This window comes from Streptomyces sp. NBC_01116, from assembly GCF_041435495.1.
GTDB lineage: Bacteria > Actinomycetota > Actinomycetes > Streptomycetales > Streptomycetaceae > Streptomyces.
In genome coordinates this window covers 8,448,195-8,473,089 of record NZ_CP108644.1, presented here as the reverse complement: position 1 = coordinate 8,473,089, position 24,895 = coordinate 8,448,195, and the positions used below count along the sequence as shown (strand labels likewise).

24 protein-coding genes are annotated in these 24,895 nt (G+C 71.6%); 11 read left to right on the top strand and 13 right to left on the bottom strand.

Translation table 11 applies throughout. The features are described 5' to 3' along the window. Nucleotides 1–108 precede the first annotated feature (108 nt). The 4 genes from OG245_RS36730 to OG245_RS36715 all read right to left on the bottom strand — a co-directional run bounded on the left by OG245_RS36730 (nt 109) and on the right by OG245_RS36715 (nt 3,616). A complete protein-coding gene (locus tag OG245_RS36730; protein WP_371627663.1) occupies nt 109–696 on the bottom strand; it encodes a hypothetical protein in 588 nt (195 codons plus the stop codon). Continuing rightward, the gene (locus OG245_RS36725) at nt 693–2,216 is read right to left on the bottom strand and encodes an ATP-binding protein (protein WP_371627662.1); all 1,524 of its coding nucleotides are present in this window, start codon (nt 2,214–2,216) and stop codon (nt 693–695) included. The genes OG245_RS36730 and OG245_RS36725 overlap by 4 nt, the downstream gene beginning before the upstream one ends. Beyond that, a complete protein-coding gene (locus OG245_RS36720) occupies nt 2,213–2,896 on the bottom strand; it encodes a response regulator (RefSeq protein ID WP_371627661.1) in 684 nt (227 codons plus the stop codon). The genes OG245_RS36725 and OG245_RS36720 overlap by 4 nt, the downstream gene beginning before the upstream one ends. 93 nt (nt 2,897–2,989) lie before the next feature. Beyond that, the gene (locus OG245_RS36715; RefSeq protein ID WP_371627660.1) at nt 2,990–3,616 is read right to left on the bottom strand and encodes a class I SAM-dependent methyltransferase; all 627 of its coding nucleotides are present in this window, start codon (nt 3,614–3,616) and stop codon (nt 2,990–2,992) included. Between the two features lie 116 nt (nt 3,617–3,732). Here OG245_RS36715 and OG245_RS36710 point away from each other — a divergent pair, with 116 nt between their 5' ends. Further along, nucleotides 3,733–4,551, top strand: a complete 819-nt coding sequence (locus tag OG245_RS36710) for an APH(3'') family aminoglycoside O-phosphotransferase (protein WP_371627659.1) — start codon at nt 3,733–3,735, stop codon at nt 4,549–4,551. Between the two features lie 172 nt (nt 4,552–4,723). Here OG245_RS36710 and OG245_RS36705 read toward each other — a convergent pair whose 3' ends face one another. The 3 genes from OG245_RS36705 to OG245_RS36695 all read right to left on the bottom strand — a co-directional run bounded on the left by OG245_RS36705 (nt 4,724) and on the right by OG245_RS36695 (nt 9,356). Beyond that, nucleotides 4,724–6,691, bottom strand: a complete 1,968-nt coding sequence (locus OG245_RS36705) for an NAD-binding lipoprotein (RefSeq protein ID WP_371627658.1) — start codon at nt 6,689–6,691, stop codon at nt 4,724–4,726. A 171-nt stretch (nt 6,692–6,862) separates the two neighbouring features. After that, entirely contained in the window at nt 6,863–7,690 is an 828-nt protein-coding gene (locus tag OG245_RS36700; protein WP_371627657.1) for a class I SAM-dependent methyltransferase, read from the bottom strand. Between the two features lie 253 nt (nt 7,691–7,943). Continuing rightward, entirely contained in the window at nt 7,944–9,356 is a 1,413-nt protein-coding gene (locus OG245_RS36695; protein ID WP_371627656.1) for a lipase family protein, read from the bottom strand. Nucleotides 9,357–9,713: 357 nt separating this feature from the next. On the opposite strand from OG245_RS36695, the gene OG245_RS36690 reads away from it, so the two are divergent. Beyond that, on the top strand, nt 9,714–10,331 hold the full coding sequence (locus tag OG245_RS36690; RefSeq protein ID WP_371628092.1) for a TetR/AcrR family transcriptional regulator: 618 nt from the start codon (nt 9,714–9,716) through the stop codon (nt 10,329–10,331). 69 nt (nt 10,332–10,400) lie between these two features. Further along, nucleotides 10,401–10,946, top strand: coding sequence for an MOSC domain-containing protein (locus OG245_RS36685; protein ID WP_371627655.1), 546 nt, complete (start codon nt 10,401–10,403; stop codon nt 10,944–10,946). Between the two features lie 144 nt (nt 10,947–11,090). On the opposite strand, the gene OG245_RS36680 is transcribed toward OG245_RS36685, so the two are convergent. Beyond that, nucleotides 11,091–11,639 carry a hypothetical protein gene (locus OG245_RS36680; RefSeq protein ID WP_371627654.1) on the bottom strand — a complete coding sequence of 183 codons (549 nt, stop codon included), beginning with the start codon at nt 11,637–11,639 and terminating at the stop codon, nt 11,091–11,093. A 195-nt stretch (nt 11,640–11,834) separates the two neighbouring features. Between OG245_RS36680 and OG245_RS36675 the strand changes: the two genes are divergently transcribed. From OG245_RS36675 to OG245_RS36665, 3 genes are all read left to right on the top strand, one after another. Further along, nucleotides 11,835–12,707, top strand: a complete 873-nt coding sequence (locus tag OG245_RS36675; RefSeq protein WP_371627653.1) for an alpha/beta fold hydrolase — start codon at nt 11,835–11,837, stop codon at nt 12,705–12,707. A gap of 947 nt (nt 12,708–13,654) precedes the next feature. Then, nucleotides 13,655–14,311 carry a DedA family protein gene (locus OG245_RS36670; protein WP_371627652.1) on the top strand — a complete coding sequence of 219 codons (657 nt, stop codon included), beginning with the start codon at nt 13,655–13,657 and terminating at the stop codon, nt 14,309–14,311. Nucleotides 14,312–14,460: 149 nt separating this feature from the next. Further along, nucleotides 14,461–15,012 carry a tellurite resistance TerB family protein gene (locus tag OG245_RS36665; RefSeq protein WP_371627651.1) on the top strand — a complete coding sequence of 184 codons (552 nt, stop codon included), beginning with the start codon at nt 14,461–14,463 and terminating at the stop codon, nt 15,010–15,012. Between the two features lie 131 nt (nt 15,013–15,143). Here OG245_RS36665 and OG245_RS36660 read toward each other — a convergent pair whose 3' ends face one another. From OG245_RS36660 to OG245_RS36650, 3 genes are all read right to left on the bottom strand, one after another. Next, on the bottom strand, nt 15,144–15,341 hold the full coding sequence (locus OG245_RS36660) for a ferredoxin (RefSeq protein ID WP_371627650.1): 198 nt from the start codon (nt 15,339–15,341) through the stop codon (nt 15,144–15,146). 5 nt (nt 15,342–15,346) lie between these two features. Further along, entirely contained in the window at nt 15,347–16,597 is a 1,251-nt protein-coding gene (locus OG245_RS36655) for a cytochrome P450 (protein WP_371627649.1), read from the bottom strand. A gap of 343 nt (nt 16,598–16,940) precedes the next feature. Next, nucleotides 16,941–17,432: an FBP domain-containing protein gene (locus OG245_RS36650; protein ID WP_371627648.1), complete on the bottom strand. Its 492-nt coding sequence runs from the start codon at nt 17,430–17,432 to the stop codon at nt 16,941–16,943. A gap of 82 nt (nt 17,433–17,514) precedes the next feature. Between OG245_RS36650 and OG245_RS36645 the strand changes: the two genes are divergently transcribed. Beyond that, nucleotides 17,515–18,087: a TetR/AcrR family transcriptional regulator gene (locus OG245_RS36645; protein ID WP_371627647.1), complete on the top strand. Its 573-nt coding sequence runs from the start codon at nt 17,515–17,517 to the stop codon at nt 18,085–18,087. A gap of 63 nt (nt 18,088–18,150) precedes the next feature. Further along, nucleotides 18,151–19,335 carry a GDSL-type esterase/lipase family protein gene (locus tag OG245_RS36640; protein WP_371627646.1) on the top strand — a complete coding sequence of 395 codons (1,185 nt, stop codon included), beginning with the start codon at nt 18,151–18,153 and terminating at the stop codon, nt 19,333–19,335. Nucleotides 19,336–19,540: 205 nt separating this feature from the next. On the opposite strand, the gene OG245_RS36635 is transcribed toward OG245_RS36640, so the two are convergent. After that, entirely contained in the window at nt 19,541–20,119 is a 579-nt protein-coding gene (locus tag OG245_RS36635; protein ID WP_371627645.1) for a snapalysin family zinc-dependent metalloprotease, read from the bottom strand. Nucleotides 20,120–20,408: 289 nt separating this feature from the next. Here OG245_RS36635 and OG245_RS36630 point away from each other — a divergent pair, with 289 nt between their 5' ends. From OG245_RS36630 to OG245_RS36620, 3 genes are all read left to right on the top strand, one after another. Continuing rightward, entirely contained in the window at nt 20,409–21,293 is an 885-nt protein-coding gene (locus OG245_RS36630) for an NAD-dependent protein deacetylase (protein ID WP_371628091.1), read from the top strand. A 185-nt stretch (nt 21,294–21,478) separates the two neighbouring features. Next, nucleotides 21,479–22,894 carry an NAD-dependent succinate-semialdehyde dehydrogenase gene (locus OG245_RS36625; RefSeq protein ID WP_371627644.1) on the top strand — a complete coding sequence of 472 codons (1,416 nt, stop codon included), beginning with the start codon at nt 21,479–21,481 and terminating at the stop codon, nt 22,892–22,894. 67 nt (nt 22,895–22,961) lie between these two features. Beyond that, complete coding sequence (locus tag OG245_RS36620; RefSeq protein WP_371627643.1) at nt 22,962–23,792, top strand: aldo/keto reductase; 831 nt, start codon at nt 22,962–22,964, stop codon at nt 23,790–23,792. A gap of 72 nt (nt 23,793–23,864) precedes the next feature. On the opposite strand, the gene OG245_RS36615 is transcribed toward OG245_RS36620, so the two are convergent. Next, the gene (locus OG245_RS36615) at nt 23,865–24,887 is read right to left on the bottom strand and encodes an ABC transporter substrate-binding protein (RefSeq protein ID WP_371627642.1); all 1,023 of its coding nucleotides are present in this window, start codon (nt 24,885–24,887) and stop codon (nt 23,865–23,867) included. Between the last annotated feature and the right edge of the window lie 8 nt (nt 24,888–24,895).

The following is a 24,895-nucleotide window of genomic DNA, read 5'->3' as shown; positions in this document are numbered from 1 at the left end:
TGATGCCAGGGGCAGCGGCCCGTCGGAACGGAAGTTCCGGCGGGCCGCTGTCCTGCTGTCGGCGTGGCGGGCGCTACCGCCGGCCGTTTCCGCTCCCCCGGCGCGGGCTCAGCGTGCCGGAGCCGGGACCGGGCGGAGGGAGCAGTAGGCGGGGGCGAGTCTGCCGTCCTGTCCGACCAGGGTGACGGGCATGGCCCCCTGGGCGTGCGCGGCAAAGGCTGCCGTGCAGACGAGCTGGTCGCGGGCGGAGGCGGACAGCCGCCTGACCCGCAGGCTCAGCCTGACCTCCACGGTGGTGCCGCGGGTCACGACCCGGTCGGCGGCGGACGCCTCGCGGGGCAGCGAGGGGGCGTTGCGGAGCCCGGCCCGCCGTTCGGCCTTGTTCGGCCCGTCGAGGAGCGTGGTGACGGCCGTCAGGGGCGACAGGGCCTCGCTCGCCTCCCCGCTGTCCGGGGTCGACGTCCCGGAGCCGCCCTGCCAGGGGACGTGGACGTGCCGCGGCACGGGAAGCAGTTGGTCGTCGGGGGAGAAGAAGAACAGCAACACCCGTGAGTCACGCGGGGGCAGGAGGTCGCCGACCGGCGGTCTCCCGGCCCCGACCACGCCCGTCTCCTGAATACCGCAGCCGGAGAGCGGCGCCCCGGCGAGCAGCAGCAGCGTGGCGAGCCGGACCCCGCGGGGCACCCGCCGCCTCACGCGGTGGCCTCCGTGCGGTCCGGGCCGGTTCCCTGCCCCGCGCCCTGTGGGGCCGCCGGAGCGTCCGGCGCGCCGCTCCCCGACGCGGGTCCGTCGAAGGGCAGTTCCACCGTGAACAGCGTGCCGTCGCCGGGCGCGCTCGCAGCGCGGATCGTGCCGCCGTGGAGTCGCACGTTCTCCAGGGTGATCGCGAGGCCGAGGCCGCTGCCCGATGAGCGGGACCGTGCGGCATCCGCCTTGTAGAAGCGGTCGAAGATGTTCGGCAGCGCGTCGGGGGCGATCCCGGGTCCGCTGTCGTGCACCTCGGTGACCAGGGCCCCCGCGCGGGCCGACAGCCGTACGGTGACCGGTTCGGCTCCGTGGTGCAGGGCGTTGCCGACGAGGTTGGCCACGATGACGTCGAAGCGGCGCGGGTCGAGTCGGATGCGGATGCCCTCGGGCAGCTCCGCACGGACCCGGTCCTGCCACTGCCTGCCGGACAATGTTCTGCGTACGGCCTCCGCCGCGTCCACCTCGTCGGTGTTGAGTCCGGCCGCGCGGGCGTCGAAGCGGGACATCTCCATCAGGTCCTCCACCAGCACGGCCAGTTTGCCGGTCTCGGCGCTGATCAGGCGCACCGCCCGGGCGGTGTCCGGGTCGAGCGTCCCGGCGTCCTCGTCCAGCACGTCCGTGACGGCGAGCATCCCCGCGAGGGGGGTGCGCAGTTCGTGCGAGACGTCCGAGGCGAAGCGCCGGGCCCGCGCCCCGGCGTCCCGGAGTTCCTGTACGGAGTGTTCGAGGCGGGCCGCCGAGCTGTTGAACGTCCGGGCGAGGTCGGCCATCTCGTCCCTGCCGCGTACGGTGATCCGCGTGTCGAGCCGCCCACCGCCCATGGAGTGCGCGGCACTGCGCAGTTCGCGGACGGGGCGCAGCACGCTGCGCGCCGCGAACAGGGCGGGCACCAGGGCCACGGCCAGTCCGGGCAGCGCGCCGTCGCGGGCGGCGGTCACCAGTGCGTCGATGTCGGCCTCCTCGTTCGCCATGGGCATCACCGCGTACAGGACCAGGCCGCTGGGCACCGCACGGCCGCCAGCGACGACCCGTGTCATCACCGGCATCCCGACCGTCAGATATGCCTGCCCGTCCTTGACGACCCGTTGGAAGCTGCCGTGCGGCGCGGTCCGCGCGGCACGGCGCAGCTCCCCGGTCAGCACGCCGGAGACGGGGCGGTCGCCCGAGGAGACACGTGCCGAGCCGTACTCGGCGAACACGATCCACGGATGCGGTTTGGAGCGGGCCGCGATGTCGTACAGCTCCCACCGGACCGATTCCAGGTCCAGGGGCAGGCCGGGGACGAACCGCTCGACCTCCTCGCGGAAGGAGGCGACGGCCGTGTCCTGTGCGCGTTCGAGGACCGCGCTGCGCGCCTCCCGGTAGGTCAGCGCGGCCGTCGTGACCGCGCTGACCGCGGCCACCAGGAGGAACGCGAGAACCAGTCGGGTGCGCACCCCGAAGGCTGCGGCCGCCCCGGGTATCTTCACAGCGGGCCGAAGCGGTAGCCGAATCCCCGCTGGGTCTGGATGTACCGAGGGCTGTCGGACAGGTCCTCGATCTTGATGCGGAGTCGGCGCACGCAGGCGTCCACCAGGCGCACATCGCTGTGGTAGCTGTGGTCCCAGACCTCTTCCAGGAGGCGCTGCCGGCTGAAGACCTTTCCCGGCGCCGCGGACAGGAACAGCAACAGCTTCAGCTCGGAGGGTGCGAGCGCGACCGGCTCGCCCGACTTCACGACGGTGTGACCGGCACGGTCGATGTCCAGGTCGCCGTGGTGTTCGACGGCGGGCCGCACACCGACCGGGGCTTCGATGCGGCGCAGGACGGCACGGATGCGGGCCTCGATGACCTCGGTGCGGGCGGGCTTGACGACGTAGTCGTCCGCACCGGCCTCCAGGCCGACGACGATGTCCACGTCATCGCCGCGCGCGGTGAGCATGATGATCGGCAGCTGGCTGTTCGCGCGTACGCGGCGGCACACCTCGACGCCGTCCATCACGGGCAGCATCAGATCGAGCAGCAGGAGGTCGGGGCGGAACACCTCCAGCGCCTCCAGGCCGGCCTCACCGGTCGCGGTGGCGAGGACCTCGTGCCCGCGGCGGCGCAGGCCCATCTCGACCCCGTCGCGTACGGACGGATCATCTTCGACGAGGACGACGCGTGGCATGCCGGTATCTCCAGGTCCTGGTACAGGAAGGATCGCGAACGGGGGCTTTCGGTGAGCGAGTGGCGGGAGCGGACTCCCGGAGAGACCGCGGGTTCACGCGGCGGGGCGGGTGTGCACACTGACCGCGTAGCCGCCGTCGTCGTCGTAAGGGTCGCCGCTCCAGGTCGCGTAGCGCTGCCGGAGGGTCAGTCCGGCCCTGGAGCACCACTGGTCGAACTCGGTGATGGTCACCGGCGCTTCGTCGAGCGGCAGGTGTGCCGCGTCCAGTCCCATGCCGGTGACCAGCAGGCCGCCGGGTCGCAGGGCGGCGGCCAGGTGTCGGACGACGGCCTCTCCGGTGCCGGGGGCCAGCAGGGGGATGACGTTTCCGGCGGCGAGCACCAGGTCGAAGTCGGGATCCAGGCCGAGGGCGTCCAGCCGGGCCAGGTCGCCGAGGAGCCAGTCCTGTGCGGGTGCTTCGCGGCGGGCGACGGCGAGCATCGAGGAGTCGACGTCCACGCCCGTGCAGTGGTGGCCCAGTTCGGCGAGACGGATCGCGATCCGGCCGGTACCGCAGCCCGCGTCGAGCACACGGGCGGCCGGTTTCAGCAGCGCGGCGCAGAAGGATGCCTCGCCGTGGATGTCGTGTCCCGACTCGGCGAGCCGTGCGAACCGCTGGGCGTACTCCTCCCCAGCCTGTCCACCGGTCAGTTCCGCCCAACGGTCGCGTTGCCCAGTCATGTTCAGCTTGCCTTCCGGTCAGCCCCCAGCGGGAGCATAAACGAGCCTGTCGCACGGAGTCCGGTTCGGGTGGCTCCGGGCCGGGCCGGTACGCCGGTCTGGCTAGAGTCTCCGTCATGAGTGATCACTGCGGGCCGGGGGCGGTCTCGCCTGTGCTGTTCGGCGTGGAGGGTGACTGGCTGCCCGTCGCCGCGGGCGAATCGGGTGCCTCCGTCTTTCGCGCCGCGGACGCCACCCGGTACGCCAAGTGCGTGCCCACCGCGGATTCGGCCGCTCTGGAGGCGGAACGCGACCGGATCGTCTGGCTGAGCGGCCAGGGTGTACCGGGTCCCCGGGTGCTCGACTGGTACGCCGGTGACGCGGGCGCCTGCCTGGTCACCCGTGCCGTCACCGGCGTACCCGCTGATCAGGTGCGCGCCGAGGATCTTCGGGCTGCCTGGGGGCACATCGCGGACGCGGTCCGCCGGCTGCACGAGGTGGCCGTGGCCTCGTGTCCGTTCCGCCGGGGGCTGGACTCCGTGGTCGACGTCGCACGTGACGTCGTGGCCCGGGACGCCGTGTATTCCGAGTTCCTCCCGACGGAGCAGCGACGCGTGCCCCCAGCGGAGCTGCTGGCCCGCCTCACCGGGGAGGTTCCCCGGCGACGGGATCAGGAGGCCGCCGACACGGTCGTCTGCCACGGAGATCTGTGTCTGCCCAACATCATCCTCGATCCGGAGAGCCTGGAGGTGTCGGGCTTCATCGACCTGGGCCGCCTCGGAGCGGCCGACCGTCACGCCGACCTGGCGCTGCTGCTCGCCAATGCGCGCGAGACCTGGGTGGACGAGGAGCGGGCACGGGTCGCGGACGCGGCTTTCGCCGAGCGGTACGGCATCGCCCCGGATCAGGAGCGCCTGCGCTTCTACCTCCATCTGGACCCGCTCACCTGGGGCTAGGTCCTGTCGTCGAACTGCCGTCGTCGCCCGGAGGGCGGCCCTGCGAGGTCAGGTGCGTGCTCCCGGTGTGCCGGGGGCTGCTCCTCGTACGGGACCGTACTCGGGCCTGTGCCCGGTGCGGCGAGAGCACGTGCATGGCACCGCGGGGCAGGCGGCAGTTGGACGACAGGGCCTAGGCAGAGTCCGGGACGGCGGATTCGCCCGGTCCGGCGGCGACCGTGGGCAGCTGGTGGTGGGCCGTGGCGACGACCACCACCTGGTCCTCGGCGTGCCAGACGCGCCGCTCGCCCTTCGGTGGGTTGAGCCGGATGCCGTGGTCCCCGGGCCCGGTGCGGGCGGCGTCGTGCCGGCGGTAGCCGATCGCGCATTCGCCCCGGTCCCGCGCGGCGGCGACGACGGCGGCGAACGCGGCCTCGGCTCCTGGGCGGATGTAGGCGCCGGCCGGCCGCAGACAGACGTTGTTGCCCTCCGCGGAGAACAACTCCTCGAAGACGGGGGCCAGATGCCGGTTCTGGGCGATCTGAGCCATGAGAAGACCGATCAGCAGCCCGCTGACGATGACGTCGGAACCGCTGTTCACGGGCGCCAGGGGGCGGTTCCGGTCATCGACGAGCTCGGTGACGACACGCGTCTCGCGTCCGGTCCGCTGTTCCAGCAGTCGCACGGCCAGGAGCGCGACCAGGGTCCAGTCGTCCGGGTGGTCGGGGCCGTCGCCACGGTCCGGGCCGAGGACGACCACCGCGTCGTACGGATCGAGGTCGAGGCCGAGCAGGCTCTCGGGCCGCGACAGGGGAGCCGACCGGAACCGCACGTCCGGCCCGACCGCTTCTCCGCCCCCGCCCTCCGGCTCTCTCGGTCCGGGTACGGCACTGTCGACGACCACGTCCACGACGGAGCCGGGGCGGGCCGTGCTCCGCAACTGGTCCAGGACCAGGGGGGCCCGGCGGTTCCAGCCGAGCAGCAGCAGCCGGGAGGGACCGGCCCGCTCGGGTCGTGCAGCGACGATCGCCGAGACGTCGACGAGGTGCCGGCAGTCCTCGACGCGGGTGCTGTGGTCATCGCGCGCGAGCACGATCAGGCGGCTTCCCGGCGGGACGACGGTGTCGGCGGGCGGGTTCAGCAGCGTACGGCCTTCGGGGGTGAGCAGCCCCACCACGCAGGAGTGCGGGTGGCTGAGCAGGGTCGCTCCGAAGGGGCCGTGGTGGAAAGCGGTGGCGTCGGCGAGATGGAACTCGTCGCCCGCGAAGTCGAGAAGGTCGCGCAGGACGAGCGAGAGGCCGGCCCGGCCGACGCACTGCGCGATCAGCCGGGCCGTGACCGTGTCGGTCTCCAGGACCGTGCCGCGGGGGCCGGCGGCCAGCCGGGCCGGGGCCCGGTACCGGTCGTCCCGGACCGCGGCGAGCACCGGCGGCCCGTCCGTGTCCTCGCCGAGGACCGCCCGCAGGGCCAGCAGGATGCGCAGCACCTCGGCGTCGGCGGTCGGTTCCGCCGACGGCAGCACCACCACGGTGCTCGCCGACCTCGGGCTGACGAGTGCGAGTACGTCCGGGTCACCGGCGGGACCGCTGCGGCAGATGATCCGGGCGCGGGGGGCCGGGGCGACCCGCGCGGTCAGTGCCCCCTCCATCTCGGCCTTGTCGCGGTCGGCGAGCAGCACGATGGCGCGCGGGCGCCGCGGGGTCCGGGCGGCGACCAGTTCGCCCACCACGGTGGTCACCTGGTCCGACCAGCCGAGCACCAGGACGTGTCCCTGCTCCAGGACCGTGGACCGTCCCCTGCTCAACTCCGCCATCCGCTCGGCCAGTCCGGTCGTGATCACCCCGACGAGGGTCGAGACGCAGAGCAGCGCGACCAGCCCGAGCACCGCGGAGAGCAGCAGGCGCAGTGGCGTACCGGTGGCCGCGCCCAGGCGCAGCGTCTCGGCGCTGATTCGCCATGTCGCGATCAGCCGCTCCGAGAGGGACGCGGGCGATCCGGGGTCCGTCCAGACCAGCAGGAGGCTGACCGGGACGACGACGGCCAGGCAGGTGATGACCAGCCAGCCCATCAGGGTGCCGGTGGAACGGGCCAGCGTGCGGTCGAACCGGTAGCGTGCCCAGTCGCGCAACGGCACTCGCGGCCGGCCCTTGGCTGAATCCACTGCCACTCCCCCTCGCCCGCCGCCGCACCCACGGTGGGTGCGGCACCGGCCGTCCCTCCCGGCAGAGTGCGGCCTCCGCCCTCGGGGCACGCCGGGTTCGGCGGCCGATTCATCCTTTCGGGCGCTCGGGCGCTACGCGACGCATACATTCCGGCCGGTGGCCCGTGCCGGTCAGCCCGTGAGCCTCCCGGGCTTCCGCCCCCAGGCCGTGAGCATGCCGGCCGACAGCGCGGCGCACGCGTCGCTCTCCAGGTACCGCACCGCCGCGTCGACGGCCGCGTCGTCGACCAGGCCGGTGGAGAGCATCGCCTCCCTGCTGCGCTGCCAGGTGTCGGCCCAGAAGCGGCTGATGGCGGTGCCGGGCCCCAGCGGCGGCACGTGGATCTCCGCCGCCACCTGTTCGAGCCCCGCCCCGCGCAGGAGGTCCGGGTAGGACGGGACCCAGGAGACGTCGGTGCCGATGGTGGTACGCAGCCCCTGCCACATCGCCCGCATGGCCGTGGTGTACGGGGTGGGCGGCGTCCGGTCGCTCGTCAGGTCGACGGCGTCGCTGAGCACCAGGACACCGCCGGGCGTGAGGAGTTCGGCCAGGTGTCCGATCAGGCGGTCCCGCTCGGGCAGATGCATCAGCACGAACCGCGCGTGAACGAGCCGGAAGCCGCCGGGCGCGAACCCGGGGCGGGTGATGTCGGCCTGGAGCACCTGGAGGCCGGGCACTGGGCGCGCGCTCAGGAACCGTACGTCGCGGTCCACGGCGAGCACGCTCGCCACCCCGGCCTCCTCCAGCAGCCGGCGGGAGACCGTGCCCGTTCCGGCGCCGATGTCGAGGCAGCGCCATCCCGGGCCGGCTCCGAGGGAGCGCAGTCGGGCCATCGTGAAGTCGTCGTAGGCGACGGCGCCGAAGTCGATGCGCTCCTCCTCCCCCGCCCGGTCGGGGCGGAAGCAGTCCTCGCCGTAACGGCCTTCGCCCGGCGCGCTTCCGGGCGGAGGGGCGTTCACGCCGTCACCGGTACGGCGTCGTGTCGGGCGTCCCTGTACCGGCGCGGCCCTCGGCCGTCGGTCAGGGGGATCAGCTGGTCGTCGAGCGGTTTCATGGCCGGGCCTCTCCACGCGACGGGGCGGTGCGGTCGGGGGGCGGTCCCGGCCGGGGCCGCCCCCGGCCATCCTCCACCTGCGCCTGTCCGCGCGGCCGAGGCTCGCCGCACCCGGGGCCGATCGATGCGGACCGGGCGGGTGCGCGCGAAGCCCGGGGTCAGGGCTGGACCGGCATGGACCAGCAGTTGGAGGTGGACGGTTTGCCGGAGAGGCGGTCGGTCAGCCAGCCGATCGCATCGCCCTGGTCGGTGAGGAGTGGCACGAGATGGTTGGTGAGGATCTTGTCGCCGAGGTTCGGCAGTACGACGGCGTCATAGGTGACGTCGCCGCCCTTGCGGCACCAGTCGACGGCCAGTTGACGCGCCTGGGAGTGGGGGACGATGTCGTCGTGGACCCCGGTGGCCAGACGCACGGGGCCGGACGGTTTGAGCGCTCCGATGCGCTGCCTGTCCAGGGCGGCCTTGGCCCGGGGCTCGGCGGCGATGATCTCCCCGATGGTCTTTCCGCTGGTGGTCCATGTACTGCTCCTGGTGAAGCCGTGGCCGAGGAGCGCGTCTCCGACGCACATGGTGGAGGCGTCCGCCAGGGCGGCCTTCCCGGTGGTGCTGATGTTCGCCTCGACCACCGCGCGGAGGTCGGGGTCGGCCTGGGCGAAGCCGTTGATCGACCAGGCCAGCGCACCGGCGAGCGCACTGCCGTCGATGCCCTTCATGACCGACGTCAGGTCGGCCGGGGGCGCGCCGGCGTAGGTTCCGGCGAGGCGGACGTCGGGGGCGTAGGAGGGCTGGAGTTCGGCTGCCGCCGCGCTGGCGCCACCCCCCTGGCTGTAGCCGTACAGGCCCGTGCGGGAGACCGCGGTGACCGAGGCGCCGGGCACGGAACGCGCGGCGCGGGCCGCGTCCAGGAGAGCGTGTCCCTGGTCGACGCGGTTGACGTAGGTGTGCAGGCGGTCGGTCGCGCCGAGGCCCACGTAGTCGGTGACGACGACGGCCGCCCCGGTGGCCAGGATCCGGTAGACGGCCAGGGCTTCGTAGCCCACGGACACGGTGTCGCCGTTGAGGGTCAGCGGGTGCTGAAGGGCGAAGGACGGGGCGCACTGGTCGCCCTGGCCCATGGTGCCGGAGGCGAGCGCGACCAGGGGGCGCGGTCCGGAGCCCCTCCAGGTCGCGGAGGGCTCGATGTAGGCCCCGGTCACGGCGACGGGCATCCCGGCCGAGTCGGTGGACCTGTACATGAGGCGGGTCGCGGTTCCCGGCATCGGGCGGCCGTCGAGGCCGGGGATGTTCAGCCCGAGGGGAAGGGCCTCGCTGCGGATCAACGCGCCGTTGTCGGCGGGCAGTGCGGCTGGGGGCGTGTAGAACTCCGGGATGGTGACGCCCCGGGAGACGACCGGAGGTGCCTTTGCCGCGGACGCCGGGACGGCCGACAGGCCGGCGCAGGCGGTTCCGGCGGCCACGGTGCAGGCCAGGAGGCGCAGGCGGGCCGAGGGACGGCGGCGTGCCCCTGTGGGGAGGGCGGTTTCCGGGTCGGGGGTGGCGGCTGAACGGGAACGGGTGCTCGTGCGGCTCACGGTGTGCTCCTCGTTGCTCGTACGGATGTTCGTCGGGGTGGGCCGGGAAGACGGACCGCGCGGGCGTGAACGTGGCGCGGGCGGCCGACGCGGCCGGTGGGAGTGTCGACCGGGATCCGGTGTGGCCGGGACGGGTGGGACCGGGGGTGATCGCACGTCCGCATGCGGTGGTTCACGCCAAGTGCTCTGGGAATCAGTCGTGTTACTCGCTGGTTACCTTCGGCAGCGTAGGTCTGAGTGTCACTCAGTGACAAGACGTCTGCATGCGCCACTTCCTCCGTGGGTCGCTATGCTGCCGGGACAGGACCGAGGCCGGGGGTGCGGGTGCGTGACTTGCCGTCCGCGGAAGGCGGACTCATCGCCGGGGAGACCGCCGCCAAGCCGTCGCTCGCTCAGCGACGCAGAGCCGCCCTCCGCCTCGAAATCGCCGGCGAGGCGGTCCGCCTGTTCACCTCTCGGGGCGTCACCGGCACCACGGGCGAACAGATCGCCCGGGCCGTGGGCATCTCGTCCCGCACGCTGTGGCGCCACTTCCCCACCAAGGAGAGCTGCGTCCTCCCCCTGCTCTCGGCGGGGCTTGAGATGGCGGTGGCCCAACTGGCCGCGTGGCCGCCCGGGATGACACTGCTGGACTTCGTGACGCGGTCCAGCCGAAGCGGCGCGCTGCCCCCGGCGGCGCCGGCCGTCCTCGACCTGATCCGGATGACGTCCACCGACCCCGCGCTCCGGGCGGTCTGGCTCCAGGCCCACGACGACGCCCTGCCGGTCCTCGCGGAACTGCTGGCCCGGCGATCGGGCGGCAGCGCCGAAGCGTTGGGAACGAAGGTGCACGCGGCGACGCTCAACGGCGCGCTGCGCGCGGCGGCCGAGGAGTTCGCCCAGCGGTACGCGGACGATCCCGAGGCTTCGGGCGAGGAGATCACGGCCTGCGTGCTGGCCGCTCTGCGAGCCGCCTCGCAGGGCCTGCCCTACTGACCGGCGCCCGGGCCCCGGACAGGCCCCGTACGATCGGGCGGTGACGGACGACGACACACGGAGGGCACCATGGGCGGCCGGGTCACCGCGGTGAGCCGTAACGAGCGGTACGGGTTCAGCAAACCCACCCACCCGTTCATCACCCTGCTCGCCGGACTCGGCGTGGAGGGGGACGTGCACGCGGGCACGAAGATTCGCCACCAGTTCCGCATGACGTACGAACCGGACCTGCCCAACCTGCGCCAGGTCCACCTGATGCACGAGGAGCTCTTCGAGGAGCTCGCGCTCAAGGGCTTCGACGTGTCGGCGGGCCAGCTCGGCGAGAACGTCACCACCGCGGGAGTGGATCTGCTCGGCCTTCCCACCGGAACCCTGCTGCGCCTCGGCGAGGAAGCGGTGCTGGAGGTGACCGGGCTGCGCAATCCGTGCGCGAAGATCAACGACTTCCGCCAGGGGCTGCTGGGCGAGGTCTTCGCCCTGGACCCCGTGTCGGGCGAATTCACCTTCAAGTCGGGCGTCATGGCCGTGGTCCGCGCCGGCGGGACGGTCCGCGCCGGCGACACCGTCACGGTCGAACCGCCGCCGCCCCCTCACCGGGCACTGGAACGCGTCTAGACGCCCGACCCCCGGCCCGGCCGGGGAACGCGGGACTGCCACCCGGCCAAGGCCGTCCGGTCCTACCCGGCAGCTGATTCCCGCATCGGACGCGGCCCCGGCCGGACCGGAGAGCCGGCACCGGGGCCACGTTTCCGCCCGCCCTCAGTCCTGCGGCTCCAAGGAGTCCGCGAACGCGCGCAGCGCATCGGCCAGATCCTTCTTCGTGGGCAGCTCGTCGACCTTCTTCTCCAGGTCCTCGATCCGCTGGGCGACCTCCGCGAGATCGGCCGGAGCCGCCGGCGAAGGGCTGGGGCCGACCGTGGGATCCGGGCCGCTCGGGTGGGCACTGGGCTCGGGCCCCCCGGTGGATCCGGAATCGCCGCCGTCCGACCCTCCGGAACCGCCCACGGTCCAACCACCGGTCTCTCCGGAACTGCCGTCCGACCCTCCGGAACCGCCCACGGTCCAACCACCGGTCTCTCCGGAGCCGCCCTCCGACCCTCCGGAGCCGCTCACGCTCCCGCCGTCCGACCCTCCGGAGCCGCCGTCGGAGCCGCCCGAGACGTCGCCACCTCCGCTCGATTCTGCGGGCACGCTCTCCGCGGGCACCGGGTCCGGTCCTGTCGGCCCTTCGTCCGACGTACCCACGGCCAGCGCACCGCCGACTCCGAACAGCACCGCGGCAGCGGCTCCGACCACTGCCGCCGTCACACGTCTCGCCCGTCGATTCCCCATGGTCTCCATTCCTCAGACCCTAGCCATCACACCTGGCGGAGGGACGGGTTCCTCCCATCCCGCGATTTTTCGACATACCCCTACCCCCCTAACCCCCATTATCCAACTTGACAGGTTAGGTTCGAGCGGCATGATGGCACTAACCAGTAAATTGATCCAGAGGGGTTAGCCATGACTTCGGTCCACCACCGCTACGCGGACGTCCAGGGACAGCGCGTCTTCTACCGGGAGGCCGGCGACGCCGACGCACCCGCCGTCGTGCTGCTGCACGGCTTCCCGACCAGTTCGTTCATGTTCCGCGACCTGATTCCCGCACTGGCCGAGCGCTTCCACGTGATCGCGCCCGACCACCTGGGTTTCGGTCTCTCCGCCGCGCCCTCGGTCGATGCGTTCACCTACACCTTCGACGCGCTGGCGGACCTGACCGCGCGACTCCTCTATCAACTGGGGGTGAGTCGCTACGCGATCTACGTCCAGGACTACGGGGCGCCGATCGGCTGGCGGCTCGCGCTGGCCGACCCCGGGGCCATCACGGCGATCATCACGCAGAACGGCAACGGCTACGACGCGGGGTTCGTCGAGAGCTTCTGGAAGCCGATCCGGAGCTACCAGAGCGAGCAGACACCCGAGAACGAGGCGCACGCGCGCGGCGCGCTGACCCTGGACGGCATCAAGTGGCAGTACGTCACCGGCACTCCGGACGAGAGCACCATCAGCCCCGACACCTGGCACCACGACTTCGCCCTCGTCTCCCGCCCCGGCAACGACGAGGTCCAGTTGTCGCTGTTCCGTGACTACGCCAGCAACTCGCCGCTGTACCCGGCACTGCACGCCTACCTTCGCGCCCACCGGCCGCCGGTTCTCGCGGTATGGGGCCGGAACGACCCGATCTTCGGCCCCGACGGCGCCCGCGCCTTCGCCGATGACGTCCCGGACGCCGAGATCCACCTCCTCGACGGCGGGCACTTCCTGCTGGAAAGCGCCGGTGACACGGTCGCCGCGCTCATCCTCGATTTCCTGGGCCGCGTCCACAGCACGGCCTGACCACGCCAGGGCCCTTCGGCGGGAAGCCGGAGGCGGCGTGCGCCCGCCGACCTCTGGGGCCGACCCGCCGACCCGCCGGCCCGGCCGGGCCGGCGGGCGTACGGTCGCCGCAGCGCGTGAGCCGTACGGCGAAATGAGCTTCAGGTTCGCTTCAGTTCGGGCTGTTAGAGTGCAGTCGTGCGGCGGCAATTCGCCGAGCGGCTTCGGCACTTCGCCCAACGAGCCGAATCGACCGGGACAGGGAGCGTAGGAATGCGCTGCAGGGAGATGCTGGCCTTCTGCGCCGGTATCGCCGTGCTCCTGATGATTTCCGCGTTCGCTCTCGGCACCTCCGCTCAGACCCTGCAGACCGTCGGCACGGCAGCTCATTCTCCGTCCGTGTCCGTATTCGACGGGTCGGGGCCCAGCACTCCGCTGGAGGGCGTCGACGGTGACGTCACACTCCAGCACCGCCACAAAGCGGGAAGCTCGACGGCCTCGCCTCCCGTACAGGCAGGCATTCCCTCCTCATCACCGGATCTCCACGACTGCGCGACGGATGTCGCCCGGCAGCATTCTTCGCACTCCGGATCGCGAAGCCCTGCCCGTGTCCAGATCCTTCGCTGCTGAGCGGAGCCTCCGACCACCCTGCGGCAGCCCTCCGGGCCCCGCACAGCCTGACGCCCCGCGGTGGCTCGGCGCTCGACCCGGTGAGTCGCACCACGCTCGCCCCGGTCGGCGGGCAGGGCCTCCGATGGCCACCCAGGCCTTGATCTCCCGCTCGCGGACTCGTGCTCTCACGTCCCGCGTCATGCGGCATTCCGCCGCGATTCCCTCGTGATGGGTCCCGGATTCCTCTCCCGGCATCCGCCCGAATCCTGGGGGATTCACCGCCCCGAAAAGTTATGACGCCGAGTTGGTCAGCACTCCGGCCTCGGCCTTCCTACTCAGTCCTGGAGCAGACGCACATGCAGCATTTCCCTCTCGCCTCGGAGCCGGCGAGCGGCATCGCGGGCTGGGCGACCAGCCTTGTCGAAACCATGGGCGGCCCCGGGGCCGGACTGGCGATCGCCTTGGAGAATCTCTTTCCGCCGTTGCCGAGCGAAATCATTCTGCCGCTGACGGGTTTCGCCGCGGGGCAGGGAGTGATCAGCCTGTTCTCCGCCCTGTTCTGGACGACGCTGGGGTCGGTGGTGGGGGCTGTCGCCCTGTATCAGATCGGCGCTCTCTTCGGCCGGGACCGCATGTACGCCCTGTGGGAGCGACTCCCCCTGGTGAAGGTCTCCGACCTCAAGAAGACCGAGGAATGGTTCGTCAAGCACGGCATGAAGGCCATCTTCTTCGGCCGGATGATCCCGATCTTCCGCAGCCTGATCAGTGTCCCGGCCGGCGTTGAGCGGATGCCTCTGCCGACCTTCGTACTCCTCACCGCCTTGGGCAGCTTCATATGGAACTTCATCCTCGTCATGGCCGGATATCTGCTGGGTGACCAGTGGGAGCTCGTGGAGAGTTACGTCGGGGTGCTCTCGAAGGTCGTTCTGGTAGTGGTGGTCGTGGCGCTGGTCGTGGCGGTCGGTCGCAGGCTGCGTTCCCGCCGAGGTGATCGGCGGAAGGACCGCGTGTGATCGGTTCGACGAGCCTCCCGGAGCCGCCTGCTTCGGGAGGCTCACCGGTCACCGGGCGAGGGCCGGCGACGCGCGGTCCACGAAGAATGGTTGCAAGAGGCCGCGCGCACATCGCGCGGACCATCGATCCGATCGACAAGGTGGCACGCATGGCTATGTGGGACCGCATCAAGGACCAGGCCAAGGGGCTTCAGCAGCAGTCGCAGGGCACGAGGGGCCCCGCCGGGCAGCAGCAGCCGGGTACGGGAGCCGCGGGCGGCTCGAAGGAGAAGTTGGTGGGGCTGCTCAAGTCGCAGCTCGGCTCCCTCAAGACGGAGCTCAAGAGCGGGGCGTACCGGGACGCCAGTATGGCGATGTGCGCTCTGGTCGCGGCCGCCGACGGGTCCGTCGACCCCGCCGAGCGGCACCACGTGGAGACGCTGATCCTGCAGAACGACGTCCTGCAGAACTTCCCGCCCGAGCAGTTGCGGCAGAGGTTCAACAAGCATGTCGATCAGATGATGTTCAACTTCCAGCAGGGCAAGACCGAGGCCATGCAGGAGATCGCGAAGGCCGCGAAGAAGCCGGTGGAGGCCAAGGCGGTCATCCAGACCGGTTTCGTGATCGCCGGAGCGGACGGGTACATCGCCCCGGCCGAGGCACAGGTTCTGCGAGAGGCGTGCATGGCGCTCGGGGTGTCCCCGCAGGAGTTCGGCCTCTGATCCGGCCGGTGCGTTTCCCGTAGCGACGGGGCCCCGGCGGGCGCGACCGCGTCGCGTCCCGCCGGGGCCCGGCCAGACCTTCACGTCAGGCCCGTACCTCTTGCCCCTCCGGTCAGTGCCCGTCGGACCCGTCAGTCGTCGGTCAGGGTTACCGCCCCGACCGGGCAGGCCCGCACGGCCTCCCGCACCAGCGGGTGGTCCCCCGGCTCCACCGTGCGGCCGGGAAGCATCTCACTGAAGCCGTCGTCGTCCTGCGTGAACACGTCCGGCGCGGTCAGCGCGCACATGCCGGCCCCCACGCAGCGTTCCTTGTCGACCTGGACGCCCATGCCGCTCACCAGGCCACGGGCAGTTCCAGCAGACCCTGGATCGTGTCCCCGGGTTTGTGCTGGATCTCGTGCGCGGGCACGGCGAGCCTGAGCGCCGGCAGCCGCTCGAAGAGCGTGCGCAGGGCGATGTCCAGCTCGGTGCGGGCCAGGTTCTGGCCCAGGCACTGGTGGACACCGAAGCCGAAGGCCAGATGGTGGCGGGTGGACCGGTCCCAGTCGAGCGTCTCCGGGTGGTCGTACACCTCGGTGTCGCGGTTGATGAGCGAGGTCGAGAAGAGCACGCCCTCGCCCTCGCGGATCGTCGTCCCGTCCACGTCGATGTCCTCGGTCGCCAGCCGCTGCAGGCCGTCGGCGATGGACAGGAACCGCAGCAGCTCCTCGACCACCGCGGCCGTCGTCGCCTCTCCGGACCGCAGCGCGGCCAGTTTCCCGGGGTGCCTCAGCAGCGTGAACGTACCGAGCGAGATCATGTTCGCCGTCGTCTCGTGCCCCGCGACGAGCAGGATCACGGCGAACGAGACGAGGTCGTCCCGGTCGACGGGTCCGCCCGGGTGGTCCCGGTGGATCAGCTCGTCCAGGAGCCCCTCCCCCGGCTCCGCCCGCTTGCGGTCGATCAGGGCGCCCAGATAGTCCTCCAGCTCGATCCGGGCCTTGTCCACGTCGGCCGCACCCGGGCCCCTCAGGAGCCGCCGCGAGCAGCCCTCGAAGAACTCGTGGTCGGCGTACGGAACACCGAGGAGCGCGCAGATCACCATCGACGGCACCGGCAGCGCGAAGTCGGCGACCAGCTCGGAGGGCGGCCCCTGCCGCTCCATCGCGTCCAGCAAGCGGTCCACCGTCTCCTGGATGCCGGGGCGCAGCGCGGCGATCCGCTTCACGGAGAAGCTCGGAATGAGCATCCTGCGCTGGGAGTTGTGCTCGGGGTCGTCGACGCCGAGAAGGGCCACGCGCCGCCGCGGCACGTTCACGAACCGCTCGGCCGGAACGGGGAAGTCGGGGTGGGTGCGGTCGGTGGACAGCCGCGGATCCGCCAGCAGCCGGCGGGCCAGGGCGTGGCCGGTGACCGCCCAGACCGGACGCCCGTCGAAGAGGGTGACCCGGCTCAGCGGCCGGTCCGCGCGCAGTGGTCCGTACCCGTTGGGCGGGTGGTAGGGGCACTCGCGGTCCTGCGGGAACGAGGTCGCGGAGGTCGGTTCGGTGGAAGGACTGGTGAGAGCGGGGTCCTGGCGGGCCGGTTCCGTCGTGGATTCCGTCATGGGAGCGGTCGCCTCGCAGTGCTCGGTGATAGGTGCGGAGCGGATCGCTCCGCACCTCACCCAATTGGATGCCCCAGGCACCTATTGGGTCGACGCCCGGACCGGCCACTTCGCGGGACCGCGAGATCTGGCCGGTGTCTTTCGCACACGGTCGAACGGTTTCGTATCCGTTCAGGTCCAGCGGGTGCGGCGGAGCCGCACCCGGGCGTACACCGCCCCTTGCACGGCCGGAACCGATCACCACGGCGTCCTGAACCTTGCCGTCGATCGACACCGCCGACGACCGACGGAGGCACACCCCTGCTTCCCGTACCGCATGGCGATGGTCAGGGGCCGCGCCGGATCACACCGTCACCTTGGCGATGAACGCCACGAGATTCGCCACGGTCCGCTCGATCTGCTGCTCCAGGGTGAGGGACTCGCGGAGCCGTGACCCGACGCCCGCGTCCTTCTTGCCGCGTACGTAGAGCGAGCAGGCGAGGTCGCTGCACATGTAGGCGCCGACCGAGTTGCCCTGCTGGCCCGCCTTCCCCGACTTGGGGGCGACCAGCAGGGAGACGCCTCCGGTGTGGACGGTCATGCACAGCGAGCACATGCTGCGGCGGGTCTGCCAGGATCCGGCGTCGGAGGAGCGCAGCTGGATGGCGACGGGGCTCTCGCCCGAGGCGAGCACCAGGTAGGCCCGGTCGGGGGCCTGAGGGTCGCGCCAGCCCAGGAAGTCCAGGTCGCCCCAGGGCCGGTCGGCGAGGTCGCGGGGAACGGACAGGCGCTTGGCCTCGCCCTTGGTGCAGTTGACGAAGGCGGATCGGATCTCTTGCTCGGTCAGAGGCTTCATGAAACTCACGCTAATTTGCCTAATCTCATTAGGCAAACGTATATTTGCTTAGGCAATCACAGCTGAGCGTTCGGAGGGTCACATGGCGCGAGGAGGACTGACCGCGGAGCGCGTCGTGCGGGCGGGGGCCGAGCTGGCGGACGAGATCGGCTTCGAGCAGGTGACCCCGTCGGAGCTCGCCCGGAAGCTGGGCATCAAGACCGCGAGCCTGTACTCGCACGTGCAGAACGCCCACGACCTCAAGACGAAGATCGCCCTGCTGGCCCTGGAGGAGCTGGCCGACCAGGCGTCGGCGGCACTCGCGGGACGGGCGGGCCGGGACGCGCTCACCGCCTTCGCCGACGCCTACCGCGACTACGCCCTCCAGCACCCGGGGCGCTTCGCCGCGGCCGGGTTCCGGCTCGACGCGGACGCGGTGGCCGCGAGCGCCGGCGTCCGGCACTCCCGGATGATGCGGGCGATCCTGCGCGGCTACGACCTGACCGAGCTCCAGCAGACGCACGCGGTGCGGCTTCTGGGCAGCGTCTTCAGCGGCTACGTGGGGCTGGAGGCGGCCGGCGGTTTCCACCACAGCTCGCCCGACTCCCAGGAGAGCTGGACGGAGATCCTCGGCGCGCTCGACTCCCTGCTGCGCAGCTGGCCCGCCCCTTCCTGATCCCTCCTCCCGCTCCTTCCCGCCCCCTCATCCCGCCCCTCGACGAACGAAGAGGCCGAGAACATGCCCTCCCGGCACGACTGGACGACGACCGCCATCAGCACCGACATCCTGCGGGGCGCGCTCGACCTGGAGCGGACCGAGCGCGGAATGCTGCCGCACCGGCTGCCCGCGCGGGCTCGGCGGCAGATTCCCGACGACCAGCTGGCCATGGCCGCGTCACAGCCCTCCGGGGTCCGGCTGGCGTTCCGCACCCGGGCCACCGCCGTCGAGCTGGACGTGGTGGCCACGAAGCGGGTCTATCCCGGGGCGCCGCCGCGCCCCGACGGCGTGTACGAGCTGCTCGTGGACGGCCGCCCCACGGCGCGGGCCAGCGCCCGCGACGGTGACACGCTCACCGTCGACCTGGCCTCGATGACTTCGCGGACCCGGCCCGGCCCCGTGGAAACGCTGCGCTTCACCGGCCTGCCGGACGAGGAGAAGGACGTCGAGATCTGGCTGCCCCACGACGAGACCACGCTCCTGGTCGCCCTGCGCACCGACGCGCCGCTCCGGAGTCCCCGGCCGAGCGGCCGGCCGGTCTGGCTGCACCACGGCAGTTCCATCAGCCACGGATCCAACGCCACCGTCCCGACCGGCACCTGGCCCGCCCTGGCCGCGCGCCTCGGCGAAGCCGAGCTGATCAACCTGGGATTCAGCGGCAGCGCCCTGCTCGACCCGTTCACCGCGCGCGCCATGCGCGACACCCCCGCCGACCTGATCAGCGTCAAGATCGGCATCAACCTCGTCAACGCCGACCTGATGCGGCTGCGCGCTTTCGGCCCGGCGGTCCACGGCTTCCTGGACACCATCCGCGAAGGTCACCCCACCGCACCGCTGCTGGTGGTCTCGCCGATCTGCTGCCCCATCCACGAGACCACTCCGGGCCCCTGCGCACCGGACTACAGCGCGATGAGCGAGGGGCGGCTCCGGTTCGTGGCGATGGGCGATCCCGCGGAGAGCGCCGCCGGGAAGCTGACCCTGACCGTCATCCGCGACCAGCTGGCCCGGATCGTCGCCGAACGCGCCGCCACCGACCCTCATCTGCACTACCTCGACGGCCTCGACCTCTACGGCGAGAGCGATCACGCCGAACTTCCGCTGCCCGACGACCTGCACCCGGACCCCGCCACCCACCGCCTCATCGCCGAACGCTTCGCCCGCCTGGCCTTCGCCCACGACGGTCCGTTCACACCGCGCACCCCGTAACGCCGGGCACGGCCGACGGCACGGGGGCGCGGCGAGGCGGTGAGCCGTCCGCGTCCCCCGTCGGACGCCGCCGTCCGGGCGGGCACGCACTCGGGGGACCCGGTCCCCCCGTTCCCGGGTTCCGGCAGCGGGCCGGCCGGGAACGGAGGTCACCGGGCGCCGGATCAGGTCGGGGCCGGCGCCCCGTACGCCCTCGTACAGCCGGTTACGGGGCGTCCACCAGGACGCGTCCGTCAGCCGGCACGCGCGGGGCGAGGCCGCCGGCGTAGGCGGACTCGACGCGGGACTGCTCGGCCGCGTTCGGTACGGCGTTCTTGCAGCTGATGCCGGCGCTGGATCCCGACATCAGCTGGGAGCAGGGGCCGGGCTTGGTGTCCGGCAGCCCCAGGCTGTGGCCGATCTCGTGAGCGGCGATACGGGTCTTGTCGTGGCCCTGGGCGACCGCCTGGCTGCCCAGCTCCACCCTGACCTGGCCGCCGGGCCGGACCGGGCCGAGGGTGGCCTGCGGCCAGCCGCTGGTGGCCACGATCTGTATCTCGGCCCGCGTGCCGGGCGCGGCCTCGACCAGCCTGACGTTGTCGACGGTGGAGTTCCACGAGGCGACTCCGGCCGCGATCTGCGCCTCCCAGCCGCCCGCTCGGCTGTCGTCGTACCGGAGCGTCACCACCGCCGACGCGCCCTCCGCCACCGGTTCCGGCGCGGGGGCGGCCTGCGCCGCCGTAGCCGTGGCCAGGGTGATCGCCGCGGCGACACCGACTGCCTTGAGCCATCTGGATTCCAGCATGTGCTGTCCCTTCACTCATGGGGGGTTCGGCTCCGCGCGGAGCCGAGGGAGTGGGAGGGCGGCGGCCGCGAACCGTACGGGCGCACGGGGCGGCCGCCGATCCTCCCGGGGCCGCAGAACCTATGCCGCGGTCGCAGCTTGATCATGCCCCTGTCATGAAATGAGGCCGGAAACGAACCCTGCCGGGATCTTCGGCCCGGGGCCCGCCGTCCCATCGGGTCGCCCCGGCGTCCCCGCCGCCCGTCCACGTCGCCATCGGGGGCGTGTTCCGTACCCTGAGGACATGCGCATGCGACCCACCCTGAGCTGGACCTCCGCCGAGGAGCCGCCGCCGTGCACCACGGACCTGGCGCCGGTCGTCGAGGCGCTGCGCGGTGGCGGTGTGCTGGTCCTGAGCGGCGCGGGCATCTCCACGGAGTCGGGCATCCCCGACTACCGGGGCGAGGGCGGGAGCCTGAGCCGTCACACGCCGATGACCTACCAGGACTTCACCGCCGACGCCGGGGCCCGTCGCCGCTACTGGGCGCGCAGCCATCTCGGCTGGCGTACGTTCGGCCGCGCCCGTCCCAATGCCGGGCACCGGGCCGTGTCCGCGTTCCGGCGGCGGGGTCTGCTCTCGGGTGTGATCACCCAGAACGTCGACGGCCTGCACCAGGCCGCCGGCAGCGCGGACGTCGTCGACCTGCATGGACGTCTGGACCGGGTCGTCTGCCTGTCCTGCGGCGCCTTCAGCCCGCGCCCCGAGCTGGCGCGCCGGCTGGAGGAGGCCAACGAGGGGTTCGCGCCGGTGGCCGCCTCGATGAACCCGGACGGCGACGCCGACCTCACCGACGAACAGGTCGGGGACTTCCACGTGGTGCCGTGCACGGTCTGCGGCGGCGTCCTCAAGCCGGACGTGGTGTTCTTCGGCGAGGCCGTGCCCCCGCAGCGGGTCGAGCGCTGCCGCGAACTGGTCCGCGAGGCGAGCAGCCTGCTGGTCCTGGGCTCCTCGCTGACGGTGATGTCCGGGCTCCGGTTCGTCCGCCAGGCCGACCGGGCCGGAGTGCCGGTGCTGATCGTCAACCGGGATCCGACCAGGGGCGACCGGCACGCCCTGACCCGTGTCGGCCTCCCGCTGGGTGACGCCCTCACCACCGTGGCCCACCGGCTCGGCGTGCCCGTCGACCTCCCGTAACGCCTCGGAGCGGGGCAGGAGCGGGGCAGAAGAGCCCAAGCCTGCGATTCCGCGACTCTGCGTGAGTGCGCCATTACCGATATAGGTGCTTATAGGCAGTTTTCTGCCCGCCCAGTCGGGTACCCGCAGAGAGGCGGAGCGCACCGTTCCGCCCTCTGCACCACAACCGTCGTTCTGGAGATTCCATGTCAGAGCAGCGCAAGAGTTCGTTCGCCACCGTCAATCCGTACACCGGGAAGACGCTCGCGGAGTTCCCGGTCATCGAGGGTCGGGAAGTCGACGCGGTGCTGGAAACCGCCGACGGCGCCTTCGACGCGTGGCGGAAGCGGCCCGTCGAGGAGCGCGCCGCGCTGGTCGGCCGCGTTGCCGGGCTGATGAGGGAGCGCAAGGAGACCTTGGCGCAACTCATCACCCTGGAGATGGGAAAGCTCATCTCCGAGGCACGGGGAGAAGTGGACCTCGCCGCCTCCATCCTGGCGTACTACGCGGAGCACGGGCCCGGTTTCGCGGCCCGCGAACCCCTCGACGTCGAGGAGGGACAGGCCTACCTCGTCAGCGAGCCCCTCGGCGTCCTGCTCGGCGTCATGCCGTGGAACTTCCCGCTCTATCAGGTGGTGCGCTTCGCGGGACCCAACCTGGTCCTGGGCAACACCGTCCTGGTCAAGCACGCCGGGATCTGCCCGCAGTCCGCCCTGGCCCTGGAGGCGCTCTTCCGTGACGCGGGCGCACCCGAGGGCGTCTACACCAACCTGTTCGTGAGCCACGAGGAGATCTCGCGCATCATCGACAGTCCGGCGGTGAAGGGCGCGTCGCTGACCGGTAGCGAACGCGCGGGGGCGCAGGTCGCGGAGCGGGCCGGGCGGAACATGAAGCCCAGCCTGCTGGAGCTGGGCGGCAGTGATGTCTTCATCGTCCTCGACGGTGAGGGGCTGGAGCGTACGGTCGGCGCCGCGGTGGCCGGCCGGATGGCCAACACCGGGCAGAGCTGCGTGGCATCGAAGCGGTTCATCGTGCTGGCGGACGTCTACGACGACTTCGTGGAGCGCATGCGACGCGCCTTCGAGGCCCTGGAGCCCGGCGACCCGGCCGACGAGGCGACCACGCTGGGGCCGCTCTCGTCCGAGCGGGCCGCCTCCGACCTGGTCGAGCAGATCCGCGAGACGGTGGAGCAGGGAGCCGAACTGCTGACCGGCGGCGACCGGATCGACCGTCCCGGAGCCTTCGTCCGGCCGACGATCCTCACCGGCGTCAAGCCGGGCATGCGCGCGTACGCGGAAGAACTGTTCGGCCCGGCCGCGGTGATCTACCGGGTCCAGGACGAGGACGAAGCCGTAGCGCTCGCCAACGACAGCCAGTACGGCCTGGGCGGATCCGTCTTCTGCGCGGACGTGGAGCGGGGCCGCCGGGTGGCCGAGCGGGTGGAGACCGGCATGGTCTGGGTCAACCACCCGACCTCGACCCAGCCCGATCTGCCGTTCGGCGGGATCAAGCGGTCGGGCTACGGCCGGGAACTGTCGCAGCTCGGTATGCGGGAGTTCGTCAACCGCAAGCTCGTCCGGGTGCTGCCGCCCGACGCCGAACTCCGCGGCATCGCCGGCTGAGCGGCGGCCCCGTCCCCGTACCTCCCTCACACCGCCTTCCGAGGCGTCGACACAGCAAGGAGCAACCGTGCCCTCAGTACCCTCCATCACGCTCAACAATGGTGTGACGATCCCCCAGCTCGGCTTCGGGACCTTCCAGATCCCGCCGGACGAGACCTGTGAGACCACGCTCGCCGCCCTGGAGACCGGCTACCGGCACATCGACACGGCGCAGATGTACGGCAACGAGAAGGAGGTCGGCCAGGCGGTCCGCGAATCGGGACTCGACCGCGCCGACGTCTTCGTGACGAGCAAGCTGAACAACGGGGCGCACGCACCCGACGAGGCGCTCCGGGCGTTCGACCGCTCCATGGAGGAACTGGACCTCGACTACCTCGACCTCTTCCTCATCCACTGGCCCCTGCCAGGAGGTTCGGGGGACTTCGTGGAGACGTGGAAGGCCCTGGAGGAGATCTACCGGTCCGGACGCGTCAAGGCCATCGGGGTCTCCAACTTCCAGGAGAACCACCTGCGGCGGCTGCTGGACAACAGCACGGTGGTGCCCGCCGTCAACCAGATCGAGGTGCACCCGTACCTCACGCAGGATGCCCTGCGCGCCTTCGGGGCGGAGCACGGCATCGCCACGGAGGCGTGGTCGCCCATCGCCCAGGGCAAGGTGCTCGCGGACCCGACGGTCACGCGCATCGCCGAGCGGCTGGGCAGGACCCCCGCACAGGTGGTGCTGCGCTGGCACCTGCAGCGTGGGGACATCGTGTTCCCCAAGTCCGTGACGCTGAAGCGCATCCAGGACAACTTCGCACTCTTCGACTTCGAGCTCACCGAAGGGGACGTCGGCGAGATCGCCGCCCTGAACCGGGACGAGCGCACCGGGCCCGACCCGGACACGTTCAACGGCTGAACCGACCGGGCGGGGCCCGGCCCGGGAGGGTCTCCGGGCCGGGCCCCGCCCCGCCGCACCCGGCGGGCCCACCTACCGGGCGAACTTCCTCAGGTCCTCCGCCAGCGAGCTGATGGCCGCCGGATTGCGCGGGCTCTCGACCAGGTCCACGTAGTCGAGTACGACGATCCGGTCGTTCACGATCGCGGAAACGCCGGCGAGCGGCTTGTAGGACTTCAGGAACTTCCGCTTCTCGTCCGCCGTGGTGTCGCCGTAGTCGTTGATGACGATGACCTCGGGATCGCGGTCGACCACGGTCTCCCAGCCCACCGTCGTCCAGCTGTCCTCCAGGTCCTTCATGACGTGGTCGCCGCCGGCCTTGGTGATGATGTCGTGCGGTCCGGCGTACGCGCCCGAGGTCAGCGGCTTGTCCTTCCCGTCGTCGTACAGGAAGACACGGAGGCGGTCACCGCCCTCGGCCGCCTTCGCCCGTGCGTCGGCGACCTCCTCGCGGAACGACGTGATGAGGGTGTCCGCCCGGTCCTCGACGTCGAAGATCTTTCCGAGGTTCCGCAGGTCGGTGTAGAGCGCTTCGAGCGGGGGCATGACTCCGCGGGCCTTGCCCTGCCCGTTGCGGCACGACTCGCTGAGCAGATACGAGTCGATGCCCACGCGCTCCAGTTCGGCGGGGGTGAAGCCCTCCCCCTCGTTGAATCCGTAGTTCCAGCCGGCGAAGACCAGGTCGGCTCGCGCGTCGAGGACCAGCTCCTTGTTGATCCGCTCCTTGGAGAGCCACTTGGTCTTCGTGTAGCCGTCCTTCCAGGGGACGGACGTCAGGTCACCCTTGTCGTCGGGCATCACGTACCCGGCCATGTGGTCCTCCAGCCCGAGGGCGAACATGATCTCGGTGATGCCGGTGTCGTTGGTGACGACGCGCTGCGGGGCCTTGTCGTACGTCTTCCTCTCCCCGCAGTTCTCGACGGTCACCGGGTAGTGGCGGTCGGCCTCGGACGTGCGGTCCTTCCCGTCGGCCCGTGGGGTGACGTCCGCTCCGCAGCCGGTGAGTGCCAGGGCGGCCGCGAGCACGAGAGCTGCGGGACGCAGGGGGTTGGGCATGGTGGTCG